21 protein-coding genes are annotated in these 25,096 nt (G+C 68.0%); 13 read left to right on the plus strand and 8 right to left on the minus strand.

Features of this window, described 5'->3' with window-relative positions:
* Positions 1–10 precede the first annotated feature (10 nt).
* Complete coding sequence (locus tag ACWHYV_RS21735) at positions 11–2,791, plus strand: sigma 54-interacting transcriptional regulator (protein WP_447978585.1); 2,781 nt, start codon at positions 11–13, stop codon at positions 2,789–2,791.
* 297 nt (positions 2,792–3,088) lie between these two features.
* On the plus strand, positions 3,089–3,886 hold the full coding sequence (locus ACWHYV_RS21740; protein ID WP_447978586.1) for an OmpA family protein: 798 nt from the start codon (positions 3,089–3,091) through the stop codon (positions 3,884–3,886).
* A gap of 170 nt (positions 3,887–4,056) precedes the next feature.
* On the opposite strand, the gene ACWHYV_RS21745 is transcribed toward ACWHYV_RS21740, so the two are convergent.
* Genes ACWHYV_RS21745 through ACWHYV_RS21755 form a run of 3 tightly spaced genes read right to left on the minus strand, consistent with a single transcriptional unit; the run spans position 4,057 to position 7,701 of the window.
* Entirely contained in the window at positions 4,057–4,458 is a 402-nt protein-coding gene (locus ACWHYV_RS21745; RefSeq protein WP_447978587.1) for a secondary thiamine-phosphate synthase enzyme YjbQ, read from the minus strand.
* Entirely contained in the window at positions 4,455–6,113 is a 1,659-nt protein-coding gene (locus ACWHYV_RS21750) for an alpha-amylase family glycosyl hydrolase (protein WP_447978588.1), read from the minus strand. The genes ACWHYV_RS21745 and ACWHYV_RS21750 overlap by 4 nt, the downstream gene beginning before the upstream one ends.
* Positions 6,073–7,701: an alpha-amylase family protein gene (locus tag ACWHYV_RS21755; protein WP_447978589.1), complete on the minus strand. Its 1,629-nt coding sequence runs from the start codon at positions 7,699–7,701 to the stop codon at positions 6,073–6,075. Before ACWHYV_RS21755 ends, ACWHYV_RS21750 begins: the two co-directional genes overlap by 41 nt.
* 101 nt (positions 7,702–7,802) lie before the next feature.
* On the opposite strand from ACWHYV_RS21755, the gene ACWHYV_RS21760 reads away from it, so the two are divergent.
* Complete coding sequence (locus ACWHYV_RS21760; RefSeq protein WP_447978590.1) at positions 7,803–8,468, plus strand: glycerophosphodiester phosphodiesterase; 666 nt, start codon at positions 7,803–7,805, stop codon at positions 8,466–8,468.
* Between the two features lie 57 nt (positions 8,469–8,525).
* On the opposite strand, the gene ACWHYV_RS21765 is transcribed toward ACWHYV_RS21760, so the two are convergent.
* From ACWHYV_RS21765 to ACWHYV_RS21775, 3 genes are all read right to left on the minus strand, one after another.
* Positions 8,526–9,896: a YhjD/YihY/BrkB family envelope integrity protein gene (locus ACWHYV_RS21765; RefSeq protein ID WP_447978591.1), complete on the minus strand. Its 1,371-nt coding sequence runs from the start codon at positions 9,894–9,896 to the stop codon at positions 8,526–8,528.
* Between the two features lie 87 nt (positions 9,897–9,983).
* Positions 9,984–11,309, minus strand: coding sequence for a TldD/PmbA family protein (locus ACWHYV_RS21770; RefSeq protein ID WP_447978592.1), 1,326 nt, complete (start codon positions 11,307–11,309; stop codon positions 9,984–9,986).
* Positions 11,310–11,311: 2 nt separating this feature from the next.
* Entirely contained in the window at positions 11,312–12,781 is a 1,470-nt protein-coding gene (locus ACWHYV_RS21775; RefSeq protein ID WP_447978593.1) for a TldD/PmbA family protein, read from the minus strand.
* 122 nt (positions 12,782–12,903) lie between these two features.
* On the opposite strand from ACWHYV_RS21775, the gene ACWHYV_RS21780 reads away from it, so the two are divergent.
* From ACWHYV_RS21780 to leuD, 9 genes are all read left to right on the plus strand, one after another.
* Positions 12,904–13,653: a hypothetical protein gene (locus tag ACWHYV_RS21780; RefSeq protein ID WP_447978594.1), complete on the plus strand. Its 750-nt coding sequence runs from the start codon at positions 12,904–12,906 to the stop codon at positions 13,651–13,653.
* A gap of 63 nt (positions 13,654–13,716) precedes the next feature.
* On the plus strand, positions 13,717–15,354 hold the full coding sequence (locus ACWHYV_RS21785) for an acetolactate synthase large subunit (RefSeq protein ID WP_447978595.1): 1,638 nt from the start codon (positions 13,717–13,719) through the stop codon (positions 15,352–15,354).
* A 111-nt stretch (positions 15,355–15,465) separates the two neighbouring features.
* The gene (locus ACWHYV_RS21790; RefSeq protein ID WP_447978596.1) at positions 15,466–16,098 is read left to right on the plus strand and encodes an MBL fold metallo-hydrolase; all 633 of its coding nucleotides are present in this window, start codon (positions 15,466–15,468) and stop codon (positions 16,096–16,098) included.
* A gap of 5 nt (positions 16,099–16,103) precedes the next feature.
* Positions 16,104–16,823 (plus strand): dioxygenase family protein, encoded by a 720-nt coding sequence (locus tag ACWHYV_RS21795; RefSeq protein WP_447978597.1) that lies wholly within the window; start codon positions 16,104–16,106, stop codon positions 16,821–16,823.
* A 12-nt stretch (positions 16,824–16,835) separates the two neighbouring features.
* Positions 16,836–18,011, plus strand: coding sequence for a hypothetical protein (locus tag ACWHYV_RS21800; protein ID WP_447978598.1), 1,176 nt, complete (start codon positions 16,836–16,838; stop codon positions 18,009–18,011).
* Between the two features lie 62 nt (positions 18,012–18,073).
* Positions 18,074–18,610, plus strand: a complete 537-nt coding sequence (locus tag ACWHYV_RS21805) for a GNAT family N-acetyltransferase (RefSeq protein WP_447978599.1) — start codon at positions 18,074–18,076, stop codon at positions 18,608–18,610.
* The gene (gene zwf / locus ACWHYV_RS21810) at positions 18,607–20,103 is read left to right on the plus strand and encodes a glucose-6-phosphate dehydrogenase (protein WP_447978600.1); all 1,497 of its coding nucleotides are present in this window, start codon (positions 18,607–18,609) and stop codon (positions 20,101–20,103) included. Before ACWHYV_RS21805 ends, zwf begins: the two co-directional genes overlap by 4 nt.
* Positions 20,104–20,177: 74 nt before the next feature.
* Positions 20,178–21,578, plus strand: coding sequence for a 3-isopropylmalate dehydratase large subunit (leuC, locus tag ACWHYV_RS21815; RefSeq protein WP_447978601.1), 1,401 nt, complete (start codon positions 20,178–20,180; stop codon positions 21,576–21,578).
* A gap of 24 nt (positions 21,579–21,602) precedes the next feature.
* Positions 21,603–22,223, plus strand: coding sequence for a 3-isopropylmalate dehydratase small subunit (leuD, locus tag ACWHYV_RS21820; RefSeq protein ID WP_447978602.1), 621 nt, complete (start codon positions 21,603–21,605; stop codon positions 22,221–22,223).
* 70 nt (positions 22,224–22,293) lie between these two features.
* On the opposite strand, the gene ACWHYV_RS21825 is transcribed toward leuD, so the two are convergent.
* Together ACWHYV_RS21825 and ACWHYV_RS21830 are read right to left on the minus strand one after the other, a co-directional pair.
* Positions 22,294–23,085, minus strand: a complete 792-nt coding sequence (locus ACWHYV_RS21825) for a hypothetical protein (RefSeq protein WP_447978603.1) — start codon at positions 23,083–23,085, stop codon at positions 22,294–22,296.
* Positions 23,086–23,211: 126 nt separating this feature from the next.
* Positions 23,212–24,684 (minus strand): protein adenylyltransferase SelO, encoded by a 1,473-nt coding sequence (locus tag ACWHYV_RS21830; protein WP_447978604.1) that lies wholly within the window; start codon positions 24,682–24,684, stop codon positions 23,212–23,214.
* A 102-nt stretch (positions 24,685–24,786) separates the two neighbouring features.
* Between ACWHYV_RS21830 and ACWHYV_RS21835 the strand changes: the two genes are divergently transcribed.
* On the plus strand, positions 24,787–25,056 hold the full coding sequence (locus ACWHYV_RS21835) for a hypothetical protein (RefSeq protein ID WP_447978605.1): 270 nt from the start codon (positions 24,787–24,789) through the stop codon (positions 25,054–25,056).
* Positions 25,057–25,096 lie beyond the last annotated feature (40 nt).

Here is a 25,096-nt window from a genome sequence, read left to right on the forward strand (position 1 = left end):
GTTGAAACCCTTGCTGCGATCCGCTCACCGCTTCGTCGGCACGGCGCTCGGCACCGCGGCCGTCCTGGCCCTCCTCGCAGCGGTCGCGGCGCTCGGGCTCGCCCACCTGGCCCCGGGGCTCTTCACGACGCTCGACCGCGGTCCCTATGACGCCTGGCTCCGTCTCAGCCCTGCGACGCCGGACCCTTCGCTGATCCTGATCACCCGCGACGCCGAGACGGATGCTCGCTTCGGCGGGGGTCCGATCGACCATGCCGTGTTTGCCCGCGTCATCATGGGCTTGAAACGGGCGGGGGCCGCGGTGGTGGGCGCCGACCTCCGGTTGGACGCCTCGCGGGCCCCCGGGCGCGGCGGCGCGGCCGGCGACGCGATCCTCATCGAAGCGACACGGAGCGCCGGTCAGGTGGTGTACCCCCTCGCCGTCGCCCCGGCGCCCGAGGCCGCCGCCGGCCGGGATCCGTCGGCCTCCTTTCTCCATCCGGCCTGGCCGGTCCTTCCAGCCGCTCGGCTCGCGGCCCTGCTGCCGGTCGAGCTCACCGCCGCGCCCCTGCCGGCGTTGGCGCACCATCCGCTGAGCCTCGGCCATGCCCTCGCTTCCGCCGATCCGGACGGGACGGTGCGCGCGCTTCCCCTGTACGTCCGGATGGGGGACCGCGCCGTTCCCGCCTTCGCGATGGCGTTGGCCGCCGCGTTCCTCCAGATCGAGCCCTCGCAGGTCGTCCTGCGGTCGGGAGCCGTGATCTTACGGGACATCGAGCCGCCGGCCGGCGGGCGACGGACCATCACGATCCCCACCGATGGACGGGCCCGGATGTTGATCCGCGAGGCCGGCCGAGGAACGGACGCCTTCCCTTCCCGTACGCTCTTTGAGGTCTGGGGCGCCATCGACCGGGGAGACACCGAGACGCTTCGGGAGTGGGTGGCGGGAAAACTGGTCGTGATCGTCAGCCATGAGACCGCGAGCGGCGGCCTGCCCGCGGCGCAGGACCACGACATCCTGCGGCAGATCGCCGCCCTCAACACGATCCTCACGGGCACCTGGCCCACGTCGATGCCGGGCGGGTTCACGGTCGTCCTGACCCTCGGCCTTGCGGTCCTTGGAGCCTGGAGCGTGCTCCGTGTCGGCGGCGTCATGGGCCTTGGGATCGTCGGCCTCCTGGTGGGCGCTCATCTCACGCTCACCGTCTTCGCGCTGCACGCCCAAGGACTGGTCCTCCCCGTCATGATGCCGCTGTCGGCGCTCCTGCTCGCGTCCGGCGGCGCCGCCTTCCGCGCGCATGCGACGGCGTCGCGGGCGGTCGCCGCGCTTCAAGCCGAGATGCGGCGGATCGAACGGGAGCTGGTGGACGTCCGCGACGAGCTGGTGCGGCGGGAATCGCGCGTCGAAGCGCTCGAGGAAGACTTGGACGGGGCGAAGGCCGCCGTGTCGCGATCGTCCGGCCGGGCGCAGGAGCTGCTCCACACGACCGAGCGCTTGACGCGCGAGCTGCTCGACGCCAAGGCGCAAGAGGCCCGGACCCGTGCGGTGCTCGCGACGCTCGAGCAGGAGTTGGCGGGATTGCGTGCGGCCACGACCGAGGCCGGGGCGCTGGGCGACGCGGAGCTGGAACGGCTGCGCCAGGAATGCGAGCGGCTCGGCATCCTGACGCGCGACCCACACGTGCTCGGCCTCTTCCGCGACTTGAAGAAGGGCGCCCGCTCGGCGCTCCCGATCCTGATTCTCGGGGAGCCGGGCACCGGGAAAGAACTGTTCGCGCGCGCCGCGCATCAGCTCAGCCCGCGGGCCGCCGGCCCCTTCGTGGCCGTCAACATGGCGGCGCTCCCGCCCGAGCTGGTCGAGAGCGAGCTGTTCGGGCATCGCAAGGGCAGCTTCACGGGAGCCGCCGGCGACCGCAAGGGATATTTCGAGCAGGCCGATCGGGGGACGATCTTCTTGGACGAGATCGGGGACCTACCGCTCGCGCATCAGGGCAAGCTCCTGCGGGTGCTGCAGGAACGGTCGTTCTACCGCGTGGGCGACACGAAGCCGACGGCCGTCGACGTGAGGATCGTCGCCGCCACGAACAAGGATTTGGCGCGCGGCGTCGCCGAGGGGTGGTTCCGGGAAGACGTGTACTTTCGCCTCACGGGCGTCGTGCTGCGGCTCCCGCCGCTCCGGGAGCGTCCGGCCGACCTCCCGCTCCTCGCCGAGCGCCTGCTCCGCCGGGCCGCCGACGCGCTGGGCCGACCTGAGGTCGCCCTCTCGAACGAGGCCCTGGCCGCGCTCCAAGCCCGCCCCTGGAGAGGGAACGTCCGTGAGCTACGGCAGTGCCTCGAACAGGCGGTCACGCTGACCGAGGGCCGGATCATTACGAAGGCCGACCTCCGATTGGGTGTTCCGGAGGGAGCGGGCGCCGGCCCGGCCCCGCCGTCGCCCGACGCCGGGAGCGACGACGCAGTCCTCGCCTGCCTCCGCCAGTATCGGTTCGATATGCAGGCGACGGCACGTGCGCTCCGATGCGATCGCAGCACCGTGACCCAGCGGCTGAAGGGCCTCGGCTTCCGCGCGATCGTCGAGGCCGGGGGCGACGTGCGCCGGGCGGCCGACGTGCTCGCCGGCGATCCGGCCTTGACCCGCACGGTCGAGCTCAAGCTCAAGGAATATCGCGATCATCTGCTCAAGACCATCCAGGGCTTCGGGACGGCGCAAGACGCCGTCGCGGTCTGCCGCAAGCGCTTCAAGAACCTCCCCGATCGCCACTTCGAGTCGGTCGAGACGCTGATCCGACAACATCTCGATCGGACCAGCTAGCCGGAGCCCTCGGCGGGTGGGAGCCCCCCGCTCCGGCCGATTCTTCCCTCCTCGCTCCCCGCATCCATGCGGGGCTCTGCGCCGCCCCGCACGCCCCGTGAATCGACGGAACAACGCAACGTCGTGGTTTCGTGGCGGTCCTCGCCTCCGGCGCCCACGCCGTCGGCTGGCGATTGACTTGCTCTATGACCTCCGCACGCCGCCCGTTCCCGGAATGAAAGGAGGTGACGAGGCGGGAAGCCGGGCGGCGGATTCGGACCATTCACCCATCACCATCAGCACGCACGAGGAGGAACCATGTCGAAGCCAATTGACCAGGCTGTTGCCGCCGCGCCTACGGGCGCACGACCCACGACCACCACTCCTGCACCGCCCCCCACGGCGGCCCATGACGGAGAATTGAGCACCAAAGCGGCGTTGATCGCCGTGGCAATCTTTGCCGTGATGGCGGGCCTCTTCGCGTACGGCTTCTATCTGCAGCAGCACATCGAGTCGTCCCCCGCGCCGCCGATCGCCCCGGCGGTCCCCGGCACCCATCCGGTCGAGCAGCCGATCCCCGCCGCAGCGGCGACGCCGGCAGCCGGGCCGCTCTCGGCGTCCGCACGCGCATCGGCCGCCCCGCTGGACACCGTCCATGCCGATGTCTATTTCGACTTCGGCAAGACCCGCGTGCGGGCCGAGGCCGTCGCGGCCCTGCAGGCCCACGTGGCCAAGATGACCGGCGCCGGCCACTGGGGGGTGCTGATCCAGGGCTATGCGGACCACCATGGTCCGGCGACCTACAACAAGACCCTGGCGCTGAAGCGCGGGGAAGCGGTGAAACAGCTCCTGATCGAGCTCGGCATGCCGGCCCAGTCGATGAAGGTCGTGAGCCTGGGACAGGAGGCCGCCGTCTGCGCCGACGAGACGGCGACCTGCCGGCGACTGAGCCGCCGCGTGCATCTCGAGTTCGTCAAGCTCGAGACCGGCCCACCAGCCGAACCTCCGGCGGAAACGGAGGCGGAAGGGTCGGCGAAAGACCAGATCCAGGAGAGCCCCGCGGGCTCCGCCGAACCGGTGCCCGCCGTGTCGAGCTCGAACGACGCAGCCGAGTGAGGCCCCAAAGAAGTGCTGAGTGCTCAGTGCTGGGTGCTGAGTTGAAAAGTCAATGAATAGGCGCTGAGCTCCGACTACCGGGGCGTCATTCCAAACAGAGGACGAGCCGCCGGCGAGCCGCCTCGCCGGCGGTCGCTCGGCGCACCTGAGACGACCCTGAGACTGCGGGGTCATGCCCCCGGCAGTAGCGTCACCCGGACCTCGCGCCTGCGAGGGCCGTCGAGCTCGATCAGCAGGATCGACTGCCAGGTACCGAGGACCAGACGCCCCTCGCTGATGGGAACCGCCAGGGAGGGGCCCAGGATCGAGGAAGCCATGTGCGACCAGGCATGCGAGGGATCGTGGGCATGGCGGAACTGGAGCTTCGGGATCATCGCTTCGACGACGTCCAGCAGGTCCTCTTCCGTGCCTTCTCCGACTTCCCCCGTGGTCAAGGCTGCGGTCGTGTGCGTGACGAAGAGGAGACAGACACCCTCCCGTACCGCGTGCCTGGTGATGACCGCTCCGACCTGTTCGGTGAGGTCGACCGCCTGGGTACGCCCCGTCGTCGTGATGAGCAAACGGTCCATCATGGTGCGCCTCCGGAAGGGGTGTCGAGCCGGATCAAGAGCCCTTCGTCGGGCCTGAGGTCGATCCATTCGTCGATCCCCTCGCCTTCCCGATCGAGATGGGTCGAAAGGAGCACGGACCCCCGGGCCTCAAAGGCGATCGTCTGCGGTTGCGCGCTGAAGTTCAACGCGGCCAAGACGCGCGTCCCCTCGTGCTCCCGGACATAGACGAGCACCTGCTCGGTGACCTCGAGGCGACGATAGCTCCCCGCCACCAGCACCTGCTGCGTACGACGGATCTGGATCAGGCGGCGGTAGAGCGTGAGGAGCGAGCGCGGGTCCTCCCGGGCCGACGCGACATTGACGGCCCGCCAATCCGGAGCGATCGGCAGCCACGGCACGCCCGTCGTGAACCCGGCGTGAGGCGAGGCGTCCCATTGCATCGGCGTGCGCACCGGGTCGCGTCCGACGCCGAAGCCCGGCACGTTGCGCTCCCAGGGATCCTGCACCTGGTCCGGGGGAATCGGACCGTTCCGCATACCGATCTCGTCGCCGTAATAGAGCGTCGGGGTGCCGCGCAGCGTGAGGAGCAACATCGCGGCGACCCGCGCTTGTCCCGGGCCGATGCGGCTCGTGATCCTGGGCTTGTCATGGTTGCTCAGGACCCAGTTGGGCCAGCCATGGACCGGGAGCGCGGCCTCGTACGCGTCGATCGTGGCGGCCACCGTCGGCGCATGCCACGCGATCTCGATCAACTGAAAGTTGAACGGCAAATGGACGCCGGCGCCCCCGCTCCCATAGTAAGTCACGAGCCGCTCCACGGGGAGGTAGATCTCGCCCACCATCATCCGATCCTCGTACTCGTCGAGCACGCGGCGCATCCCGGCGATGATGTCGTGGACCTCCGGGCGATCGGTTGTATAGGTGGCCAGCAGTTGATGGTACGGCCACTGGCCGGGTCGGTATTCGGGGTTGGGCGGGTTACAGCGAAACTGATCGTCCTTGATCAAATGCCAGATCACGTCGACCCGAAAGCCGTCGACGCCGCGCGCCAGCCAGAAGCGCATCACGTCATGCATCGCCGCCTGGACCTCGGGGTGGCGCCAGTTCAAGTCGGGTTGGGCTTCCAGGTAGGCATGGTAGTAGTACTGCCCCGTCTTGGCGTCCCACGTCCAGGCGCTCCCGCCGAACGTGCTCAACCAGTTGTTCGGCGGCCCGCCGTCCGGCGCGGGATCGCGCCAGATGTACCAGTCGCGCTTGGGGTTGTCGCGCGAGGCCCGGGATTCGAGGAACCAAGGATGCTGATCGGAGGTGTGGTTGGGGACGAAATCGAGGATGACCTTGATCCCGCGCCGGTGCGCGTCGGCCAGCAGGCCGTCGAAGTCCTCGAGTGTGCCGAAGATGGGATGGACGCCGGTGTAGTCCGAGATGTCGTAGCCGAAATCGACCATGGGCGAGGGGTAGATCGGCGAGAGCCAGACGGCGTCGACGCCCAGCCATTCCAGGTAGTCGAGCTTCCCGCGAATGCCGGGAAGATCGCCGATCCCGTCCCCGTTGCTGTCCACGAAGGAACGCGGGTAGATCTGGTAGACGACGCCGCGCTGCCACCACCGGAGCGGCTCTTCGACCAGCGGCCTCCTACGCCCGCCCCGTGTCGAGCCGGTACCAGCGGTAGCCATAGCCTTCGAGCTCGATTGGGCGTGCCGGATCGCCCACTGCCTCCGTGCCGCCGACGAGGAGGGGCACCGGCCGGCGCAGGGGTCCCCCGAGGTCGAGGGTGACGCGAATCACCTGGTCGCTCAGATTGTGCACGGCCAGCAGCTCACCGCGCTGCCACCGCACCCGGTGGGCGAACACGGCCGGCTCATCGGTCGTCACGATCTCCGGGTCGCCCCACGCCCATTCGGGACACTCGTGACGGATCCGGATCAGCCGCTTCACCTGGTTGAGCAACGACGCCGGGTCCTTGTCCTGATCGACGACGTTGACCCGGCGGTAGCCGAAGGGGCCGTCCTCGATCACCGGCCGGACCAGACGAGGCGTGGCGGCCCTCGTAAAGCCCGCGTGGCGCTCGGCGGACCACTGCATCGGGGTGCGCACCGCGTTCCGGCCCTCGAGCGAGAGGTCCTCGCCCATGCCGATCTCATCCCCGTAGATCAGCAACGGGGTACCGGGCAGGCTGAACAGCAGGCTGAAGGCCCCCTCCACCCGGCGGCGGTCGCCGAGCATGGAGGCGAGCCGGCGCCGGACGCCGCGGCCGAAGATGCGCATGGTCGGCTCCGGCGCGAACGCCCGGTAGACCTCCTCCCGTTCCGCGTCCGTGAGGCGCTCGAGGTCGAGCTCGTCGAGATTGCGGAGAAAGTTGACCCACTGTCCCGCTTCCGGCAGCGGGGGGAGCAGGCGAAGCACCCGGGCGAGCGGCTCGGCGCGCCGTCGTGCAAACGCCAGGAACAGGTGGTTCGCGAGCAAGAAATTGTACAGGAGCTGCAGCTCGTCTCCCTCGCCGAAAAAGGCCCGTAATTGCTCGGCGGGCACATCGCTCTCGCCGAGGAACACGGCGTCGGGCCGTCGCTGCGACAGCGCGCTCCGCAGGTCCTTCAGGATGGTGTGCGGCTGATCGGGGCGCGGCTCCTCGCCCTTCGGCTCGATCATGTGCGAGGCGGCGTCGAGACGAAAGCCCGACACGCCGAACGAGAGCCAGAAGTCCATGACCCGCTTGATCTCGTCCCGCACCTCGGGGTTGCCGGGGTCCAGGTCGGGTTCGAAATGGTAGAACCGATGATAGTAGTATGCGGCGGCGAGATCGTCGTACGTCCACACGCTCGACTCGCTGCCTGAAAAAATCGGCCCCCGCTCGGGAGGGACGGGCGGCGGGGCATCGCTCCAGACGTAGTAGCGCCGGAACCGAGACCCCCGGTCGCGTCTGGCCGCCTGGAACCAGGGATGCTCGTTCGACGTGTGGTCCGCCACCAGGTCGAGAATGATCCGGATCCCCCGCTCCCCGGCGGCATGGACGACTTCGATGACGTCGTCGAGCGTGCCGCAGCGGGGATGCACGCGGTAATAGTCGGTGACGTCGTAGCCGTTGTCCCGCACGGGCGACGGATAGAAGGGCAACAGCCACACGGCGTTCACGCCCAGGTCGGCGAGATAGTCCAACCGGCTCAGCAAGCCCGGAAAGTCGCCGACGCCGTCCCCGTTGGTATCCTGGAACGTGGCGACGTCCACCGCGTAGAACACGGCGTTCTTGTACCAAAGGCCGGACATCGGGCGCTCACTGCCATTATTCCGGCCTCCGCGCGGTTTGGATGTCCGAAGGCCAGGCGAGGCGTTGTCGGTCAGGGCGGATGCAGGAGGAGCGAGCGACGATGATGCGGGTGGGACATCGCGGCGCCGCCGGGCATGTGCTCGAGAACACACTCGGGTCGATCGAGAAAGCCATCGAGCTCGGCGTGGACTACGTCGAGGTGGACATTCGCCGCACGCGGGACGGCGCGCTCGTCGTCATGCACGACCCGACCCTCGACCGTACGACGACCGGCCGGGGCGCGGTCGCCGCGACGACGTGGGAGCACATCAAGGGCGTCCGCACCAAGGACGGGCAGCACGTGCCCGTGCTCGCCGAGGTGCTGGACCGGTGCAACGGCCGGGTCGGCCTGATGCTGGAATTGAAGGCGAAGGGGATCGCGGCGGACGTGGTGAACGCGGTCGCGGCCAGCCGCTTCAGCGGCCCGCTGCTGTACGCGTCATTCCACCATCCGGACCTGGTGCGCGTGAAGGGGCTCGCGCCCGGGGCCGGGATCATGCCGCTCATCAGCCGCGGCCGCATCGATCCGGCGGCGCTCGCGGGGCTCGGCGCCGCCCACGTCGGCCTGCGCCATGATCGCCTGACCGCCGCGCGGGCGCGCGCGCTCCACGCCGCCGGCATCACCGTCTTCGTCTATACCGTCAACGAGCCCGTGCGGATGCGGACGGTCATGGAGTTGGGAGCCGATGCGGTGATCTCCGACGTGCCCGATCGGTGCCCGGACTGAGCTCGACCGATCCGTCGCCGAGCGCGCGCCGGCCCCCGGCGACCACCGTGTGCGGCCTCATCGGTGCAGCGGTTCGTGGAGGATCGCGTGGGGCTGGTCTTGCGCCTCCTCGGCGCCTCTTTCGAGGGCCCACGCCCTGAGCGTGAGGCCGCCCAAGGCGCGCGCGGCTCCCGAATCACGGCGTCTCAACACCCGGTCGACGGGATCCTCGGGCTCGCGTTCCCGGCGCTCCGTCGGGCGCTTCTCCCGTAACCCCTCCAGGACGTCGGCGAGCAGGATCGATTCCGGCGGCTTCACCAGCCCGATCCCGTCGGGCTCCGCCAGCCGGCCGAGCAGGCCCTGTTCGACCAGGTCGTCGACCTGCTCCTCGACGACCGAGACCGGCAGGTTGGCGTCCGAGGCCAGCTCGCGGCTGCGATACGGCGGCTCGGCGTTCAGGTACCGGCGCGTGATCGTGAGCAGCACGGTCAGCGCCGCCCGTTCCGTGAACGCATGCGTCCCTTGCTTCCACAAGACGTGCGTCTGGTAGGCCAGCGGATGCTGGTGAAAGAACGAGACCTGCGCCCCGACGAGGATGATGAGCCAGCCGATGTAGAGCCACAAGAGGAACAGGATCAGGATCGCGAAGCCCGAGTAGATGGCACTGTATCTCGCCGAGCCGACGACGAAGGCTGCAAACACCTCGCCGGCCGCGCCCCAGAGCAGGGCCGCGACCAGCGCGCCCACGAAGGCCGAGAGCAGGCGGACGCGGGTATTCGGCATGAACGCGTACAGAAAGGTGAAGACCCCGCACAGGATGGCAAAGGGCAGGTACTGAGCGGCCCAGACCGCCACGTAGCCGAACGGCTGCACGTCGAGGACCCGTTGCACCAGCGTATGGCTCTGCACGGAAGCGAGCAGGCCGAAGGCCGTGAGCACGAGGACCGGTCCGACCAGGACGACGCTGAGATAATCGGTGAACTTCCGGGTCCACGAGCGGGCTTGCCGGACCCGCCAGATCGCGTTGAAGGCGCCTTCGATCTTGTCGATGAGCGAATAGGTCGTATAGAAGAGCCCGGCGATCCCTACGATGCCGAGCACGCCGACACGGAGGTTGTCGACGAAGCGGATGATGTTCGCGGTGATCTCCTGCCCCTTCGGCCCGAGGGGCGCCAAGAGCTGCGCGAGGACCGGTTCGATCTGATGATGGACGCCGAACGCTTTCAGGACGGAGAACATCACGGCCAGCAAGGGGACCAGGGACAGGAGCGTGGTGTACACGAGACCGGCCGCCCGCGCGTCCAGGAGCCGCGCGCGGAACTCGATCGCGACCGCATAGGCGAGGCGAAGGGCCTGCACGATGAGACGCTGCGGGCCGTGCAGGGCGCGGACGTCGAGGGTCCACAGATCGTGGCGGAAGAACCGTTCCAGGCGGTCGGCGCCTCCCATCCTTCTCTCCCGGGCTCTCTGGCGGACGCCTTCGTCGGCCCGCTCACCGGAGCGCCGGCGGTCGTCCGGCGGAGACATCCGGCTCGGTCAAAACCGCGTGACGCTCGAAAAGTTGAAATCGAGGAGCCTGAGGGCGGGCAGCATCATCTTCCACTGCTCGTTGGAGACCGCCCCCATCGGCTCGGTGAAGCCGCCCAGCAGGTTCAACACCCGGAGCGGGCTGTCGTGCCAGCGGAAGTTCACGAGCGGCGCGGTCACCATCCCGCCTTCGATCAGGAACGTCCCGTCCCGCGTCATGCCGGTGAGGGTCAAATCCAGGGGGTTCACGCTCCGGATGTACCAGAAGTTCGTCACCAGGACCCCCCGGTCCGTGCTTCGGATCAGCTCGCCCAGGCTGACCGCCTCGGCCGGCGCTCCCTCCAACAGCGGAGCGTCGACGGCGGGAGTGGGGGGCACCCCGTGCTCGTGCGCGGTGAAGCGATCGTACCGCAACTGCCGGAGCGTCCCGGCCTGGATCAGCGCGAACGGCGCGGCCGCCAGGCCTTCGCCGTTGAATCCGCCGCCCAGCAACGCCGGATGGTCGGGCGCTTGCCGCAGCGTCAACCGCGCGTCGACGACCGGCCGGCCGTGCAGGTCCATGAACGGGCTCGTCCGCTTGTCATAGGATTTCGCGTCCATCATCCAGATCATGGGTCCGATGAGCCCCGCGACCGCGGCGGGCTCCAGGATGACGGTGTAGCGGCCCGGCGGCAATTCGATCGCCGGTTTCACCCGCCCGGCCTTCTCGACCGCGATCCGGGCGTGTTCCCGAACATCGAGCTCCTCGATCGATCGGTGGACGTTGGCCGCCCACCCGCTTCCCTCGTGCCCGAGCGCGGTGAGGCTGAACCGGGCCTCCGTCCGCGGCTCATAGGCGAGAAGCCCGCTGTCGGCCGCCACGCCGACCGCGGCCGCCGAGGAGGAGACGATGCCGGCGGCGGTGAACCCTTCCGCTCGGCAGAAGTCGATGGCTTCGCCCGCGAGGACGCGGCGCCTCTCCGGCCCCGCGCGGGCGGTCTCCTCGTGCAGCGTGTGCAGCGCGGGATACGACTGCGGGGGGAGCGGGGGGAGGTACTCCGGGTCCTCCGGAGCGACCCGCGCGATCGCGGCGGCGCGTTTGACCATGTCCCGGACCGCTTCGTCTCCGAAATCCGTCGAGGTCGCGGTCCCGTGACGCCGCCCGAACGCCACGGTGACGGTGAGCGTCACCCGGTGCTGGTCGAGGTTCTGCACGATTTGATTGTTCGCGAAGCGCGTGGTCGCGCTGTGGAGGTCGTTCACCGCGACCAGCGTATGCTCGCCCGGCGACGACTCGAGGACGCGAGCGGCCACGCGTTCGAACAGCTCCCGCGACAGGAGCGACGGTGCGCTCATGGTCACGCGCCTCCGCCCGCAGCCTTGCCGCGCAGCACGCTGACCCGGCGAAAGCGGGCGTGCGCGGCGGCGTGAGTCATCCAGCCCGACTGGGTCGGCTGTCCCTTCCCGCACGTGATGAAGCCGTACCGCCGCCGGTGGGATGGGTCGGCCACGGCGTCGCAGCTCCCCCAGAACTCCGGGGTGATCCCGTGGTAGATCACGTCCCGCAGCATGTGCGTGACCCGGCCGTGCTCGATCAGCCAGAAGGCGTCGCCGCCGAATTGGAAGTTGTAGCGCCGCTGATCGATGCTGAACGAGCCATGGCCCTCGATGTAGATGCCACGCTTCACGTCGGCGATCATGTCGCTCAGCCGGGCGGTGCCGGGCGCGAGCCCGATGTTGGCGATCCGGACCATCGGGATCGAGGCCCACCCGTCGGCTCGGCTGGATCCCCGGGAACGCTCCTGGCCGATCTTGGGCGCCACCTCGCGGTTGGTGCAGTAGCCGACGAAGACGCCGTCGCGGACGATGTCCCAGTGCTGGCACGAGACCCCGTCGTCGTCGTAGCCGGTCGCCGCCAACGTCTCGGGCTCGGTGTTGTCCGCGATCAGTGTGACGTGCGGCGAGCCGTAGCGGAAGGACCCGAGCGTGTCCGGCGTGAGGAAGCTCGTCCCCGCGTAGTTGGCTTCGTACCCCAGCGCACGGTCCAGCTCGCTCGGATGGCCGCACGATTCGTGGATCGTGAGCGACAGGTGCTCGGGGTCGAGCACGAGGTCGTACCGACCCGGTTCGACTTCCGGCGCCAGGACCTTCTCGACGGCCTGAGCCGCGACGCGCGGAGCTTCTCGAAGAAACCCGGCCTCCTCGATCAGCTCGTAGCCGGTCCGCAGGTGGGGCGTATTGAAGCTGCGGCTGGCGAAGCGCCCGTCCGCCACCGCGGTGGCCTCGAACTCCCCGTGCGTCGCGAGCAGGTCGAACTGGATCACCGATCCCTCCGTCGAGGCGAAGACCTTCTTGTCCCGCCGCGCCCAGAGGGCGGCGCTGCTCCGCGCGATCCCGCTCTGCCGGTGCAGCATCTCCATCGTCTCGAGCAGCAGCCGGGTCTTCTCCTCGAGCGGGACCGCGAACGGATCGAGGCGTCTCGGCGTCGAGACGGTGTCGACGTGCACGGGCTCCGGGCACAGCCGGACCGGATCATGGGTCAGCCGAGCCGACTGTTTGGCGATGTCGACCGCGAGGTCGGTCACCCGCCGCACCTCGCCCGCGGTCAGGACGGAGCTGGCCGCGAACCCCCAGGCGCCGCGGTAGAGGACCCGCACGCCGAACCCGCTGTCCTCGCCGTCGACCACCGCGGCGATCCGGCGGTCTTCCCCTCGCACCACCTGCGTGAGGGACTCCTGCATCCGGAGATCGCCGTACTCGGCGCCGCTTGCGCGCACGCGGCTCAGCACCAGCTCGATGACTTCTTCGCGGGTGATCAGGCTTCCCATCTTTCACGCACTATACCGATTCCGCCGACGCTTTTCGATGGGCCGCACCGGCGCTCGACTGACAGGCTACTCCGCACGGCGCTGATAGCGGGACTCCTCTTAATTCCTTCAACGTACGGGCCATGCCCGCAACGGTGAGGCTGACGGCGGCGGGGCTCGGACGGCTGTTGGCCGGCGTCATCGCCTGTCTGCTCGCGCTCGATCTGATCGTGGAGGCGGTCAAATTTTCCACCGGGCACAACTGGCTCTTCGGGCTGACCCGGCTGGTGAGCCTCGACCGCGAGATGAACCTCCCCACGTGGTACTCCTCCTCGGTCCTGCTGGGGTGCGCCGTTCTCCTCTTGGTGATTGCGTCCCATGCGCGCCGCCTGCACGATCGGTTCACCGGTCATTGGTACGGCCTGGCGGCGGTGTTCGCCTACCTCTCGCTGGATGAAGCGGCCGAGATCCACGAAATGACGATCCGCCCGCTCCGGTCGCTCTTCAACACGGCCGGCCTTCTCTATTCCGCATGGGTGATCCTGGGCGCCGCCTTCGTCTCGGTCATCGGGCTCCTCTACCTGCGGTTCCTCCGGTCCCTGCCCCGCTCGACACGGCGGCGCATCGTCGCCGCCGCGAGCCTCTACGTGGGCGGCGCGCTTGGGGTCGAGAGCGTCGCCGCCCGCTCCATCGCGATCCACGGGGCCGACACCGTGGCCTATGCCTTGCTGGTCGTCCTCGAGGAGGGGTTGGAGATGGCGGGGGTCGCCGTCTTCCTCTGCACGCTCGTCTCGTACCTGCATCAGCAGGCCGGCGAGATACGCGTGCTGCTCGCCGAGCCGTCCGCCCACGAGCCCGCCGCCACGCCGCGCACCCGCGCCTCGGTTCGTTGAGGTCCGCCCGGATCGGCCCGAGCCCGACTTGACCGCTCTCCGTGTTTGGGCGAATAGTGGGGTATGAAGGCCGCCGAGCTCATCGTCCGTTGCCTCGAGAACGAGGGCGTCGAATTCCTGTTCGCCGTGCCCGGGGAAGAAACGCTCCATCTCACCGATGCGCTGCTCGACAGCACCATCCGCGTCATCACCGTCAGGCATGAGCAGGGCGGCGCGTTCATGGCGGATGTCTACGGCCGCCTGACCGGGCGTGCCGGCGTCTGCCTGTCGACGCTCGGGCCGGGCGCGACCAATCTGCTGACCGGCGTGGCCGATGCGAACCTGGATCATGCCCCGCTCGTCGCCCTCACCGGTCAAGCGGGCCTCGATCGCATGCACAAGGAGTCCCATCAGTTCATCGACGCGCTCGGCCTGTTTCGCCCGATCACGAAGTGGCAGGCGCAGATGACCACCCCGGCCATCATCCCGGAAGCCATCCGCAAAGCCTTCAAGGTGGCCCAGTCGGAAAAGCCGGGCGCGACCCACATCGAAATCCCGGAAGACGTGGCGGCGGGCGCCACGCAGCCGCGCGACGGCGAGGCGCCCCTGCGCGTTCAGACGCCGTTCCTGCCGGAGCCGCTCCGCAGCCAGGTCGCGCGGGCGGTCGACATCCTGAGCCGCGCCCGACATCCGGTCCTCCTCGCCGGAAACGGGATCGTCCGCCGGCGGGCGCACGAGGCCGTGCGCCGGTTCGCCCGGCGGCTGCACATCCCGGTGCTCCATACGTTCATGGCGAAAGGGGTGCTGCCCGATTCCGATCCCTTGTCGCTCTATACGCTGGGCTTCCGCTGGCGGGACTACGCCTCGCTCACGCTGGAAGAGGCCGACGCCGTGATCGCAGTCGGGTACGATTTCGTCGAGTACGCGCCGTGCTTGTGGAATCCCGGACGGGACAAGCGCATCGTGCACGTCGATGCGGCGCCGGCCGAGGTCGACAGCCACTACATCGTCGAGGTGGGGGTGCTGGGGGACCTCACGCTCGCGCTGGAGCAGATCGGCGACCGCCTCTCGGCGTTCGACGGTCAATGGGCGAAGCGGCAGCGCGAACGGCTAATGGCCGGTCTGGAGGCGGAGGCAGAAGGCGGGAGCGGACGACTCCGGCCGCAGGACATCATCCGGGTGCTTCGCCGGGCGCTCGCGCCGACCGACGTCGTCGTCTGCGATGTCGGGGCGCACAAGCTCTGGATGGCCCGGGAGTTCCCTTGTGAGCATCCCAACACCTGCGTCATCTCAAACGGCTTTGCCTCGATGGGGATCGGCCTCCCCGGCGCCATGGCCGCCGCGCTCGCCTTGCCCGGGCGGCGGGTCGTCACTGTGAGCGGGGACGGTGGCTTCCTGATGAACGTACAAGAGCTGGAGACGGCGGTGCGGGAGCGGCTCCCGATCATCGCCTTGGTCTGGCGGGACGACGGCTACGGCGTGATCCGCTGGAACCAGATGAAACAGTTCGGACGGAGCGGCTTCGCGGAGTTCGGGAATCCCGACCTCGTCCGGCTCGCCGAGGCCTTCGGGGCGCTCGGGCTTCGCGCCACCGACGCGTCCGAGCTGCGTGCCTGCCTCACCCACGCCGTGGCCGCGGACCGGCCCGTCGTCATCGATTGCCCGGTCGATGCATCCGAAAATCTCAAGCTCACCGAGCGACTGAAGAAGCTGGGGACGTGATCATGATAGGGGGTAGAGAGATATGGGGTAAGGAAATACTGATCCTACCCGCTTCCCCCTTTACCCCTATCCCTCTATCCCGCTACCCCTCTATCCCTACGAGGAGGAGCCATGCCGGAGCCGAAGGGAACCGCGACGTGCCGGGGTGAAGTGGCCCCGCGGGTCTATCACTGGACCATGCAGGACGATCGCATCAATTTCCAAAGCGACAGCTATGCCGTGGTCGAGGCCGGCCACGTCATCCTCATCGATCCGCTGCCGCTGGCCGCCGCCGACCTCGGCGCCCTGGGTCGGGTGCAGGCCATTTGCCTCACGACCTCGCGGCACGAGCGGGCCGCGTGGCGATATCGCCGCCAGCTCCGGGTTCCGGTCTATGGGCCGTCGGGCGGCACGGACTTCGAGGAGCCGCCGGATGCCTGGTACAACGAAGGTGACCACCTGCCCGGCAACCTCATCGCCGTTCCGGCCGCCGGACCGGCCACGCCGCACTACGCCTTCTACCTCGAACGGGACGGCGGCATCCTCTTCTGCGGCGACCTGTTGGTCAATCCCGGCGATGCGGGGCTCGCCTTGTTACCCGACGCCTTCCAGGACAGCCCGGAGGCGAGTCGAGGCAGCGCACGCCATCTGTTGAGCTTTCGCTTCGAGACCCTCTGCCCGAACCACGGCGATCCGATCCGGACAGCCGCGCGCGAGCGGCTCCGATCCTTGCTCGGCGAGCCCACGACCCGCGTGCCGGAGTGATCGGAATGCGCTGCCATGACCCACGAGTCCCGCGCCGCCGCGCGCTCGCCGCCTTGGACCGGGGGTGGTCCTGGATCGCGGCGAGCCTCCTGTGGCTCGCGGCGGCTCCATGGGCCCCGCCCGCCATCGCGGAGGCCGCGCCCTGCCTTCCCACGCCGCGGCAGACCGAAGGCCCCTACTACCCGCCGAAGAGCCAGATCGAGAGCCAGCTCGATCAGGACAACGACTTGACCCGCCTGGCGGGCCGCGAGGGAACCGCGAAAGGCCGGATCCTCTACGTCATGGGACAGGTGCGCGACGAGCGCTGCAGGCCGATCGAAGGGGCGGTCGTCGAAATCTGGCAGGCCGCGGAGAATGGGCGCTATCGCCACCCTCGGGATCGGGACAATCCGGCGCCGCTCGATCCCGGTTTCCAGTATTGGGGTAAGAGCGTAACCGACAAGGACGGCCGCTATCTCTTCAAGACGATCAAACCGGGCGCGTATCAGGCCGGCCCTCGGTGGACCCGCCCGCCGCATATCCATTTCAAGGTGCGGCATCCGGCCTTCCGGGAGCTCACGACCCAATTGTATTTTTCCGGTGATCCCCACCAGTCATCGGACTATATTCTCAACGACGTGCCGGGGCCCGCGCGCGAGCGCGTCATCGCGCCGATCGAGCCGGCGGGCGGGCCGGACTATGAACCGGGAGCCGGGGTGTGCCGATTCGACCTGACGCTCTTCTAGCAGGACGGGTTCGTGGACCATTCTGAGCTGAGCCGGCGGATGGGTGGATCGGCCAAGAAGACGATCGTCATCATCAAGCGCCCGGCTGCGCCGCCGCCACGGCCGGCCGCGGGCGATTCGCCTCTCCTCGCGCCGCGTCAGGCCCCGGACGCGGGCCACTCGGCGCCGCCACGACCGCCTGCGAGCGCTCCGGTGCTCCAGGCGGTCGCGACTCCTCGCTGGCTCACCTGGTGCCGGCAGCCGGCCTCCTGGGCGATCGTGGGAGGACTGACCCTCGCCGTGCTCGGCGCGCTCGTGATCGTCCGGCTGATAGAGCGGCTCCCCGCGCAGACCCGTCGGTCGGTGACGGCGGTTTCCGCGCCAGCCCCGGCGGCCGAGCCAACTCCCGTCCTACGGACGGCCGATTCCGCTCAGATGCCGCGTGAGGCGCACGAGCCGGACGGCTTACCCCGTGCGCCGATCGTTCGCCCGAAATTTCCGGCTGCGTTTCAGGGGGAGGTCCGCGTGTACGATCAGTTGATCGTCCGGTCGGCGCGCCAACTCTCGGCTTCCTTGCCGGGCACCGATGAGGCGGAGGCCCGGGAGCGGCCAGGGGGAGGAGGGGGCCGGGCTCCTCAGGAGATCGGCGCCGCGGCCCTGTTCCGTGGCAGACGGATGCCGAACGCGAGCGAGGGAGCCGGCCCGAGGAGCACCGGCAGCGAGCGCTCCGCCGAGAGCCGGCCGTTGATCCCGCTGGGCCTTCGCTACACGATCGAGCGCACCGGCCGGGGCGGCGCCCCCCGCCTCTCGATCGAGGCGAACCAGGACGGCTACGTCTCCTTGTGGGGTCGGGATACCGACGATCTCTGGCGACGGCTGTCGCCGCCCGAGCACGACGACGTGTCGACGGCGCGCGTCGAACAAGGCCAGCGGTACGTCCTGGCCCCGAAACGGGACGCCGAGCCCGATGGCGTCGAGGCCTCCCCGGTCGTGCTGGTGCTCTCGCGTCATCCCGAGCCACACGCGTGGCTCGCCGGCCGAGCCGACCCCGGAATGCCGGGTCAGCCGTTCGCCGCGCTCTTCGGCCGCCCATTCCATCGTGAAGAGGTCGAGGAGCCGAGTCGAGACGGGCGACGGGAGAAGGTCGTCTATGTCGTGGAAGCCGAACCGCATCCCTCCTCCCACTTGGTGATCGATCCGAGCGAGTAGGCGCGATCACCCCGTGCGGCGGTAGGCAGGGTCCCCCATGGCCGCTATAGCCGCTATAATGGATGCACGACGTCGACGTGGACGCGCCATGCGGGTTCCGCCGGCGTCTCCTCGATCTCATGCTGACCATTCGTGCCGCCACCGAGAACGACTTCGCCGCAATCCTCACGATCCAGCGGGAAGCGTTCGCCGAGTACGAGGGCACTTACAAGACCACCGGCTGGACGGCGGAGACCTTGGAGGACCTGCGGCGTGATGCGCGGGACAAAAAGATCATGGTCGCCGAATGGAGCGGCGCCATCGCCGGCTCCGTCCGCTTTTGGGTGGTCGGCGGTGTGTGCGTCATTCGCTTGCTCTCGGTCAACCCCGCCCTTCAAGGCCGGGGGATCGGCAAGGCGCTCATGCGAACGGTCGAGCAGCTCGCCACGGACGCGCACAAGTACTACGTCTGCACGATGCTCCGCACGGCGCGCAACGTGCACCTGTTCCTGGCCCTGGGATACCGGCCGGAGAGCCTGATGCCGAACCACTACCAGCGCATGGACATGATTTGCTTCGCCAAGTACCCCCACCCGACGCCGATGGAGCACGAGTCATGACCGCGCCCAATACGTCCGGCCTCATGGTCATTTTCGGAGCCGACGGGGACCTGACCAAGCGCAAGCTGCTCCCCGCGCTCTACCACCTGGCGGCCGACAACTATCTGCCGAAAGAGTTCGCGGTGGTCGGGCTGGCGCGGACCGAGATGACCACGGACGAGTTTCGCGAACGGATGAATCGGGATGCCCGCGAGCATATTGCCGGCCATGTCGACAGAGACGTGTGGGGCTGGCTCCGGGGCCGCCTCCATTACGTGACCGGGGATTTTCGCGACCCCGGTGCCTACGCGAAGTTGGCGGCCACGCTCAAGGACCTGGACGGGACGTATCGCACGCCCGGCAATTATCTCTACTATCTGGCCACGGCGCCCCAGTTCTTCGGGGAAATCGTCCAGCGCCTGGCGGGGGAAGGGCTCGTGACGCAACTGCCGGGGCTGTGGCGGCGCGTCGTCATCGAAAAACCGTTCGGGAAGGACCTGGAATCCGCCAAGGCCTTGAACGCGCAGCTCCGGCAACACCTCAGTGAGGATCAGATCTATCGGATCGACCATTACCTGGGCAAGGAAACCGTCCAGAACATCCTGGTGTTTCGCTTCGGCAACGGCATCTTCGAACCGATCTGGAATCGCCGGTACATCGACCATGTGCAGATTACCGTGGCGGAAAGCATCGGCGTCGAGCACCGCGGGACCTATTACGAGCAAGCGGGCGCGTTGCGCGACATGGTCCCCAATCACATGCTGCAGTTGTTGAGCCTCGTGGCCATGGAGCCTCCCAACTCCTTCGACGCCAACGCCGTCCGGGACGAGAAGGCCAAAGTGTTGCGGGCGATCCTGCCCCTGCATTCCATCGAGGTGCTGCGCTCGACGGTGGCCGGACAGTACGGCGCGGGGTCGATCGGGGGCAAACCGGTCCCGGCGTACCGCGAGGAACCGAACGTGTCGCCGGTGTCGAACACCGAGACCTTCGTGGCGCTCAAGCTGCTCATCGACAGTTGGCGGTGGGCCGACGTGCCGTTCTACCTGCGGACCGGCAAGCGGCTGGCGAAACGCGTCACCGAGATCAGCATCCAGTTCAACCGGCCCCCGGCCATGCTGTTCCGCAAGACCCCGGTCGAGGATCTCGCGCCGAACCTGCTCGTCCTTCGCATCCAACCCGACGAAGGCATCTCCCTGCGCTTCGACGCAAAGCTCCCGGGGCCCAGCGTCCGGGTGGGCACCGTGGACATGGATTTTCACTATTCGAAGTACTTCGGCGATGCCCCGCACACCGGGTACGAAACGCTGCTCCACGACTGCCTGGCCGGCGACGCGACGCTCTTTCAGCGCGCCGACAACGTGGAGGTGGGCTGGGCGACGGTCCAGCCGATCCTGGACGTCTGGGCCTCGCTCCCGCCCAACGGCCTGCCCATCTATCCGGCCGGCTCCTGGGGCCCCCGCGAAGCCGACGCGCTGCTCGAACGGGACGGCCACCGTTGGCGCGTTCCCGACTGATCCGGCCCGGCCTTCGACCTTCCAGACGGCCGAACAAAGCTGCTATACTGAGTCCCTTTTCCGGTGAGGGAGGCATGGCGGCGAAGACGCTCTTCGACAAGATTTGGGACGCGCACGTCGTTCGGGAATCGAACGGGACGACCCTGCTCTACATCGATCGGCATTTGATCCATGAGGTGACCTCTCCGCAGGCCTTCGAGGGCCTCCGGGTGGCCGGCCGCCAGCCGCGCCGGCCCGAAGCGATCTTGGCCGTCCCGGACCACAACGTGCCGACCACCGATCGCCGGTTGCCGATCGCCGACGAGGTGAGCGCGACCCAGATCCGGACGCTCGAAGAGAATTGCCACGCGTTCGGCATCACCGTGTACGGCATGCAGGATCCCCGGCAGGGCATCGTGCACGTCATCGGCCCCGAGCAGGGCTTCACGCTCCCGGGGATGACGATCGTCTGCGGCGACTCCCACACGTCCACCCACGGCGCCTTCGGCGCCCTCGCCTTCGGGATCGGGACGAGCGAAGTCGAGCACGTGCTCGCGACCCAGTGCCTGATCCAGAGCCGGCCCAAGAGCATGCTGGTCCGCGTCGAGGGACGGCTGTCCGACCGCTGTTCCGCCAAAGACATCATCCTGGCGATCATCGGCCGGATCGGGACGGCCGGCGGGACCGGCTATGTCCTCGAGTACGCCGGATCGGCGATTCGCGCGCTCACGATGGAAGGCCGGATGACCCTCTGCAACATGTCGATCGAGGCCGGGGCGCGCGCCGGCATGGTGGCGCCCGATGAGACGACCTTCTCGTATCTCAAGGGCCGCCCGCTGGCGCCGGCCGGCGAGCTGTTCGAGCGCGCCGTGGCAGCATGGCGTGTGTTGCCGAGCGATCCCGGCGCGACCTATGACAAGACCGTGGAGCTGCGGGCCGAGAACATCGCGCCGCAGGTCACCTGGGGGACGAGCCCCGGCATGGTGACCGGGGTGGACGGCAAGGTGCCCGATCCGCGCGACTTTCCGGACGAGAAGGCGCGCCGCGCCGCCGAGCGCGCGCTCGAATACATGGCGCTCGCTCCCGGGACCCCCATCACCGCGATCAAGCTCGACAGGGTCTTCATCGGCTCCTGTACCAACTCGCGCATCGAAGACCTCCGGCTGGCCGCTCAGTTCGCGAAGGGCAAAAAGGTGGCGCCCGGCGTCCACGCCATGGTCGTGCCGGGTTCCGGGCTCGTGAAGCGGCAGGCGGAGGCGGAGGGCTTGGACGCGATCTTCAAAGACGCCGGGTTCGAATGGCGCGAAGCGGGCTGCAGCATGTGTCTGGCGATGAACGCCGATGTCTTGCAGCCCGGCGAACGCTGCGCCTCGACGAGCAACCGCAACTTCGAAGGCCGCCAAGGCGCCGGCGGCCGCACCCATCTCGTCTCTCCCTCCATGGCGGTAGCGGCGGCGATCGAGGGGCATTTTGTCGACATCCGCCACTGGTCTTGACGTGAGCTGAGGAAGAGAACCGTGATGCAACCGTTTACGACCCTGACCGGGATCGTCGCCCCGCTCGATCGCGTCAACGTCGATACGGATCAGATCATCCCGAAGCAATTTCTCAAGACGATCAAACGGACGGGACTTCGGGAAGGCTTGTTCTACGATTGGCGGCGGCGGAAGGATGGAGCTCCGGACCCCGCGTTCTTTCTGAATCAGCCCCGGTATCGGAACGCGACGATTCTGTTGACCCGGGACAATTTCGGCTGCGGCTCCTCACGGGAGCACGCGCCGTGGGCGCTGCTCGATCAGGGCTTTCGCTGTCTCATCGCCCCGAGCTTCGCCGACATCTTCTACAACAACTGCTTCCAGAACGGAATCCTGCCGGTCGTCTTGAAGCCGGACGCGGTGCAGGCGCTGTTCGAGGCCGTCTCGGCCACGGAGGGCTACCAGGTGACGGTGGATTTGTCGGCCCAACAGGTCACGACGCCCGAGGGAACGACCTATGGGTTCGAGATCGATCCGTTTCGCAAGGATTGTCTGTTGAAAGGGCTCGACTCCATCGGCTTGACCCTGCAACACGAGGCGGCCATCTCGGCCTATGAAGCGCGGCGCCGCGTGGAGGCGCCCTGGCTCTTCGCCGGACAGAAGTAATTGAGTCACTGGTAAGTCAGTAATTCTTCCCTCAATTACCTATTACTCACTTACTGAATTCCTCCTTCCTTCAGGCTGCCGTGAAGTCGATTTCCGCACCCGCCCGGGGTTGACCGAACGCCTCGTAGGCGTTGCCGCCGCGCAGGAACAATTCGATCCATCGAAGCACCTCGCCCCGTTTGGTCGTCCACCCGCTGCTGCCCGGCGCAAACGCCATGCGTCCCTGTGGAACCTCGAAGGTGCCGTCGCTCACGGTCGCCTCTTGCGTCACCCCCTCGATGTCGACCTTCAGGACCATGCCCGGCCGCACCTTGTGTGGGTCATAGCGGACGGTCGTTTTCAGGTTCCCATATCCGTCGACATAGGCGATGCGGCGGGGCGGGACGGCGGGGACCGCGGATAAGGGGATGTCCTCGGCCAGGGCGTTCGGGCGACCCAACGCGATCGCGGCGGCGGCCTGCGGAAACAGATCACGCGATCGGAATTGCGATCCTTCGGCCGGGGCCGCCGCCCATCGAAGCTTTTCCGCGTCCTCCCGAATGAAGGACAGCGCGTAGCCGGCGTTGACGCCGATCACCCGCACGCCCGTCGGCAGCCGGGCATAGCTCAGCCGCTCGCCGGCGTTCCGCGTCCGCGCCGCCTCGTCATCCTGCCGCGGGGCCACGTTGTGGTAGACGATGGTGCCGGGCGGCGCGGGATTGAGCCCCAACTGGGCAATACAGAATCCGGTGGCCAGCGTATCGAACGGGGCCACGGGCGTCACGACGGGCTCCGCATCGGGCAGGTAGATCTTGATTCGCTGAATCACCTCAGCGAAGGCCAAATCCCCTTCCCCGTAATCCGCGACGATGTGGACGAGCATGGTGGCCGGTTAGGTCCGTAGGTCTGTTGTGTCCGTTGAGTCAGTTACGTCCGTTGGGTCCGTTTGTCAGTTGAATCCGAACAACGGACTGAACGGACCAAACCGACCGAACGGACCTCAACGGAGTCACGACGAACAACTGACGGCGATCCGTTTGCCCCAGTCGGGCGGCGGCGCGGCATAGACATCGAATTCCGGCTGGTCGTCGAACGGCCGCCGCAGCACGCTGAGCAGCCGATCGATCTCCGAATAGTCCTTCTTCTCGACCGCGGCGGTGATCGCCTGCTGCGCCAGGTAGTTCCTGAGCACGTACTTGGGATTGACGGCGTGCATCCGGACCCGGCGTTCGGCGTCATGGCTTCCTTCGGCCAGGAGACGAGCCCGGTACCGCTCCGCCCAACGATCGAAGCGGTCGACGTCCACGAACCCGTCGCGTAACACCGCCGGCGCCTGGGTCGTATGCGTCGAGAACGTCGCGAGGGCCCGAAAGAACAGCGTGTAATCGACCCGGCTGCCATGGAGCAGGGCGAGCAGGTCGGCGACCAGGCCGGGATCATCAGGAAGAGTCTGCTCAAGCCCCAGCTTCTTTCGCATGAGCTCGTCGTAGAACGCCTGGAGCCGAGGTTGATAGCCGTGGAGCGCCTCCTTGAGCGGCTCCTCGGACGCCAAGGGCAGGAGCGCCTGCGCCAAGCAGCTCAAATTCCACAACGCGATATAGGGCTGTTGGTTGAACGCGTAGCGCCCGTGATGGTCCGAATGGTTACAGATGAAGCCCGGGTCATAGTCGTCGAGAAAGCCGAACGGGCCGTAGTCGAGGGTCAGCCCGAGGACCGACATGTTGTCGGTGTTCATGACGCCGTGCGCGAACCCGACCGCCTGCCACTGGGCGATGAGCCGGGCCGTCCGCTCCACCGCTTCACGGAAGAACGCCACGTACCGGTCTCCGGATCCGGCCAGGTGCGGGAAATGATGGGCGATCACGTAGTCCGCCAGCGTCCTCAGGTGATCGTGCTGCCGACGATAATAGAAGGCCTCGAACGAGCCGAAGCGGACGTGCGTGGGGGCGAGCCGTACCAGCATCGCGCCGGTCTCGATCGTCTCGCGCCACACCCGGTCCTCGCTCCCGATGATGCAGAGGGCGCGCGTGGTCGGAATGCCGAGGCCGTGCATCGCCTCGCTGCAGAGATATTCCCGGATCGTCGAGCGCAGCACGGCCCGGCCGTCGCCGTCACGAGAAAAGGGGGTCAGCCCCGCTCCCTTGACGTGAAGGTCCCATCGCTCGCCGCGGCTGTTCCGGACCTCGCCGAGCAGGATCGCCCGGCCGTCGCCCAGTTGGCTGACGTAGACGCCGAATTGATGGCCGGCATAGAGCATGGCGATCGGCTCGGTGCCCGGCCACGGCCGCCGCCCCGTCACGAAATCGACGAGCTCCGGGCGCGAGGCCTCGGCCGGATCGAGATCGAGCAGTGCGGCCGCGTCCTCGTTGAAGCTGATCAGATGCGCGGGTTGCGTGAACGGAGTCGGCGAAAGCCGCCTGTGGAACGCCTCCGGCAGGCGGGCATAGGTATTGTCGAACTGCAGGTCTTCGAGCCGGCGCATACGCCATTATCCCGTGCCGTCTCTTCAGACTACAAGACCGGCGGGAGTTGTGTTTAGGGGGACGCTTGTCTACAATACGCTCGCGTCGTCGAAGGAGGAGCCGTGAAAGGCGTACGATTCGAGCGGATCGGGACGGGACGCTACTACAATGTAATCCTGCACATCGGCAGCAGTTACGTTCCGGTGAGCGACGAGACGATCGAGGAGCTCAAGGCCCAAACGCTGCTGTCACCGGACCGCTTTCTCGAGCTCCTCCTCCAGAAGGTGGGGTATTCGTCGTATCTGAAGGAGCAAATCCGCGCCGAGTTGAAGAAGTCCGGCGATCCGGTGACGCAGATCACCGTCCTCCAAGGCGCCATCCGCGACCTCTGATCCCCAACGGGCTCCTGTCCTCTTCCGCCCATCCCTCATC

This window comes from Candidatus Nitrospira bockiana (assembly GCF_965152565.1).

Coding starts and splice junctions, on each gene's coding strand:
- ACWHYV_RS21740 (WP_447978586.1), top strand. CDS start 3,089: ATGTCGAAGCCAATTGACCAGGCTGTTGCCGCCGCGCCTACGGGCGCA.
- ACWHYV_RS21745 (WP_447978587.1), bottom strand. CDS start 4,458: ATGATGGACCGTTTGCTCATCACGACGACGGGGCGTACCCAGGCGGTC.
- ACWHYV_RS21750 (WP_447978588.1), bottom strand. CDS start 6,113: ATGGCTACCGCTGGTACCGGCTCGACACGGGGCGGGCGTAGGAGGCCG.
- ACWHYV_RS21755 (WP_447978589.1), bottom strand. CDS start 7,701: ATGTCCGGCCTTTGGTACAAGAACGCCGTGTTCTACGCGGTGGACGTC.
- ACWHYV_RS21760 (WP_447978590.1), top strand. CDS start 7,803: ATGATGCGGGTGGGACATCGCGGCGCCGCCGGGCATGTGCTCGAGAAC.
- ACWHYV_RS21765 (WP_447978591.1), bottom strand. CDS start 9,896: ATGGGAGGCGCCGACCGCCTGGAACGGTTCTTCCGCCACGATCTGTGG.
- ACWHYV_RS21770 (WP_447978592.1), bottom strand. CDS start 11,309: ATGAGCGCACCGTCGCTCCTGTCGCGGGAGCTGTTCGAACGCGTGGCC.
- ACWHYV_RS21775 (WP_447978593.1), bottom strand. CDS start 12,781: ATGGGAAGCCTGATCACCCGCGAAGAAGTCATCGAGCTGGTGCTGAGC.
- ACWHYV_RS21780 (WP_447978594.1), top strand. CDS start 12,904: ATGCCCGCAACGGTGAGGCTGACGGCGGCGGGGCTCGGACGGCTGTTG.
- ACWHYV_RS21785 (WP_447978595.1), top strand. CDS start 13,717: ATGAAGGCCGCCGAGCTCATCGTCCGTTGCCTCGAGAACGAGGGCGTC.
- ACWHYV_RS21790 (WP_447978596.1), top strand. CDS start 15,466: ATGCCGGAGCCGAAGGGAACCGCGACGTGCCGGGGTGAAGTGGCCCCG.
- ACWHYV_RS21795 (WP_447978597.1), top strand. CDS start 16,104: ATGCGCTGCCATGACCCACGAGTCCCGCGCCGCCGCGCGCTCGCCGCC.
- ACWHYV_RS21805 (WP_447978599.1), top strand. CDS start 18,074: ATGCACGACGTCGACGTGGACGCGCCATGCGGGTTCCGCCGGCGTCTC.
- zwf (WP_447978600.1), top strand. CDS start 18,607: ATGACCGCGCCCAATACGTCCGGCCTCATGGTCATTTTCGGAGCCGAC.
- leuC (WP_447978601.1), top strand. CDS start 20,178: ATGGCGGCGAAGACGCTCTTCGACAAGATTTGGGACGCGCACGTCGTT.
- leuD (WP_447978602.1), top strand. CDS start 21,603: ATGCAACCGTTTACGACCCTGACCGGGATCGTCGCCCCGCTCGATCGC.
- ACWHYV_RS21825 (WP_447978603.1), bottom strand. CDS start 23,085: ATGCTCGTCCACATCGTCGCGGATTACGGGGAAGGGGATTTGGCCTTC.
- ACWHYV_RS21830 (WP_447978604.1), bottom strand. CDS start 24,684: ATGCGCCGGCTCGAAGACCTGCAGTTCGACAATACCTATGCCCGCCTG.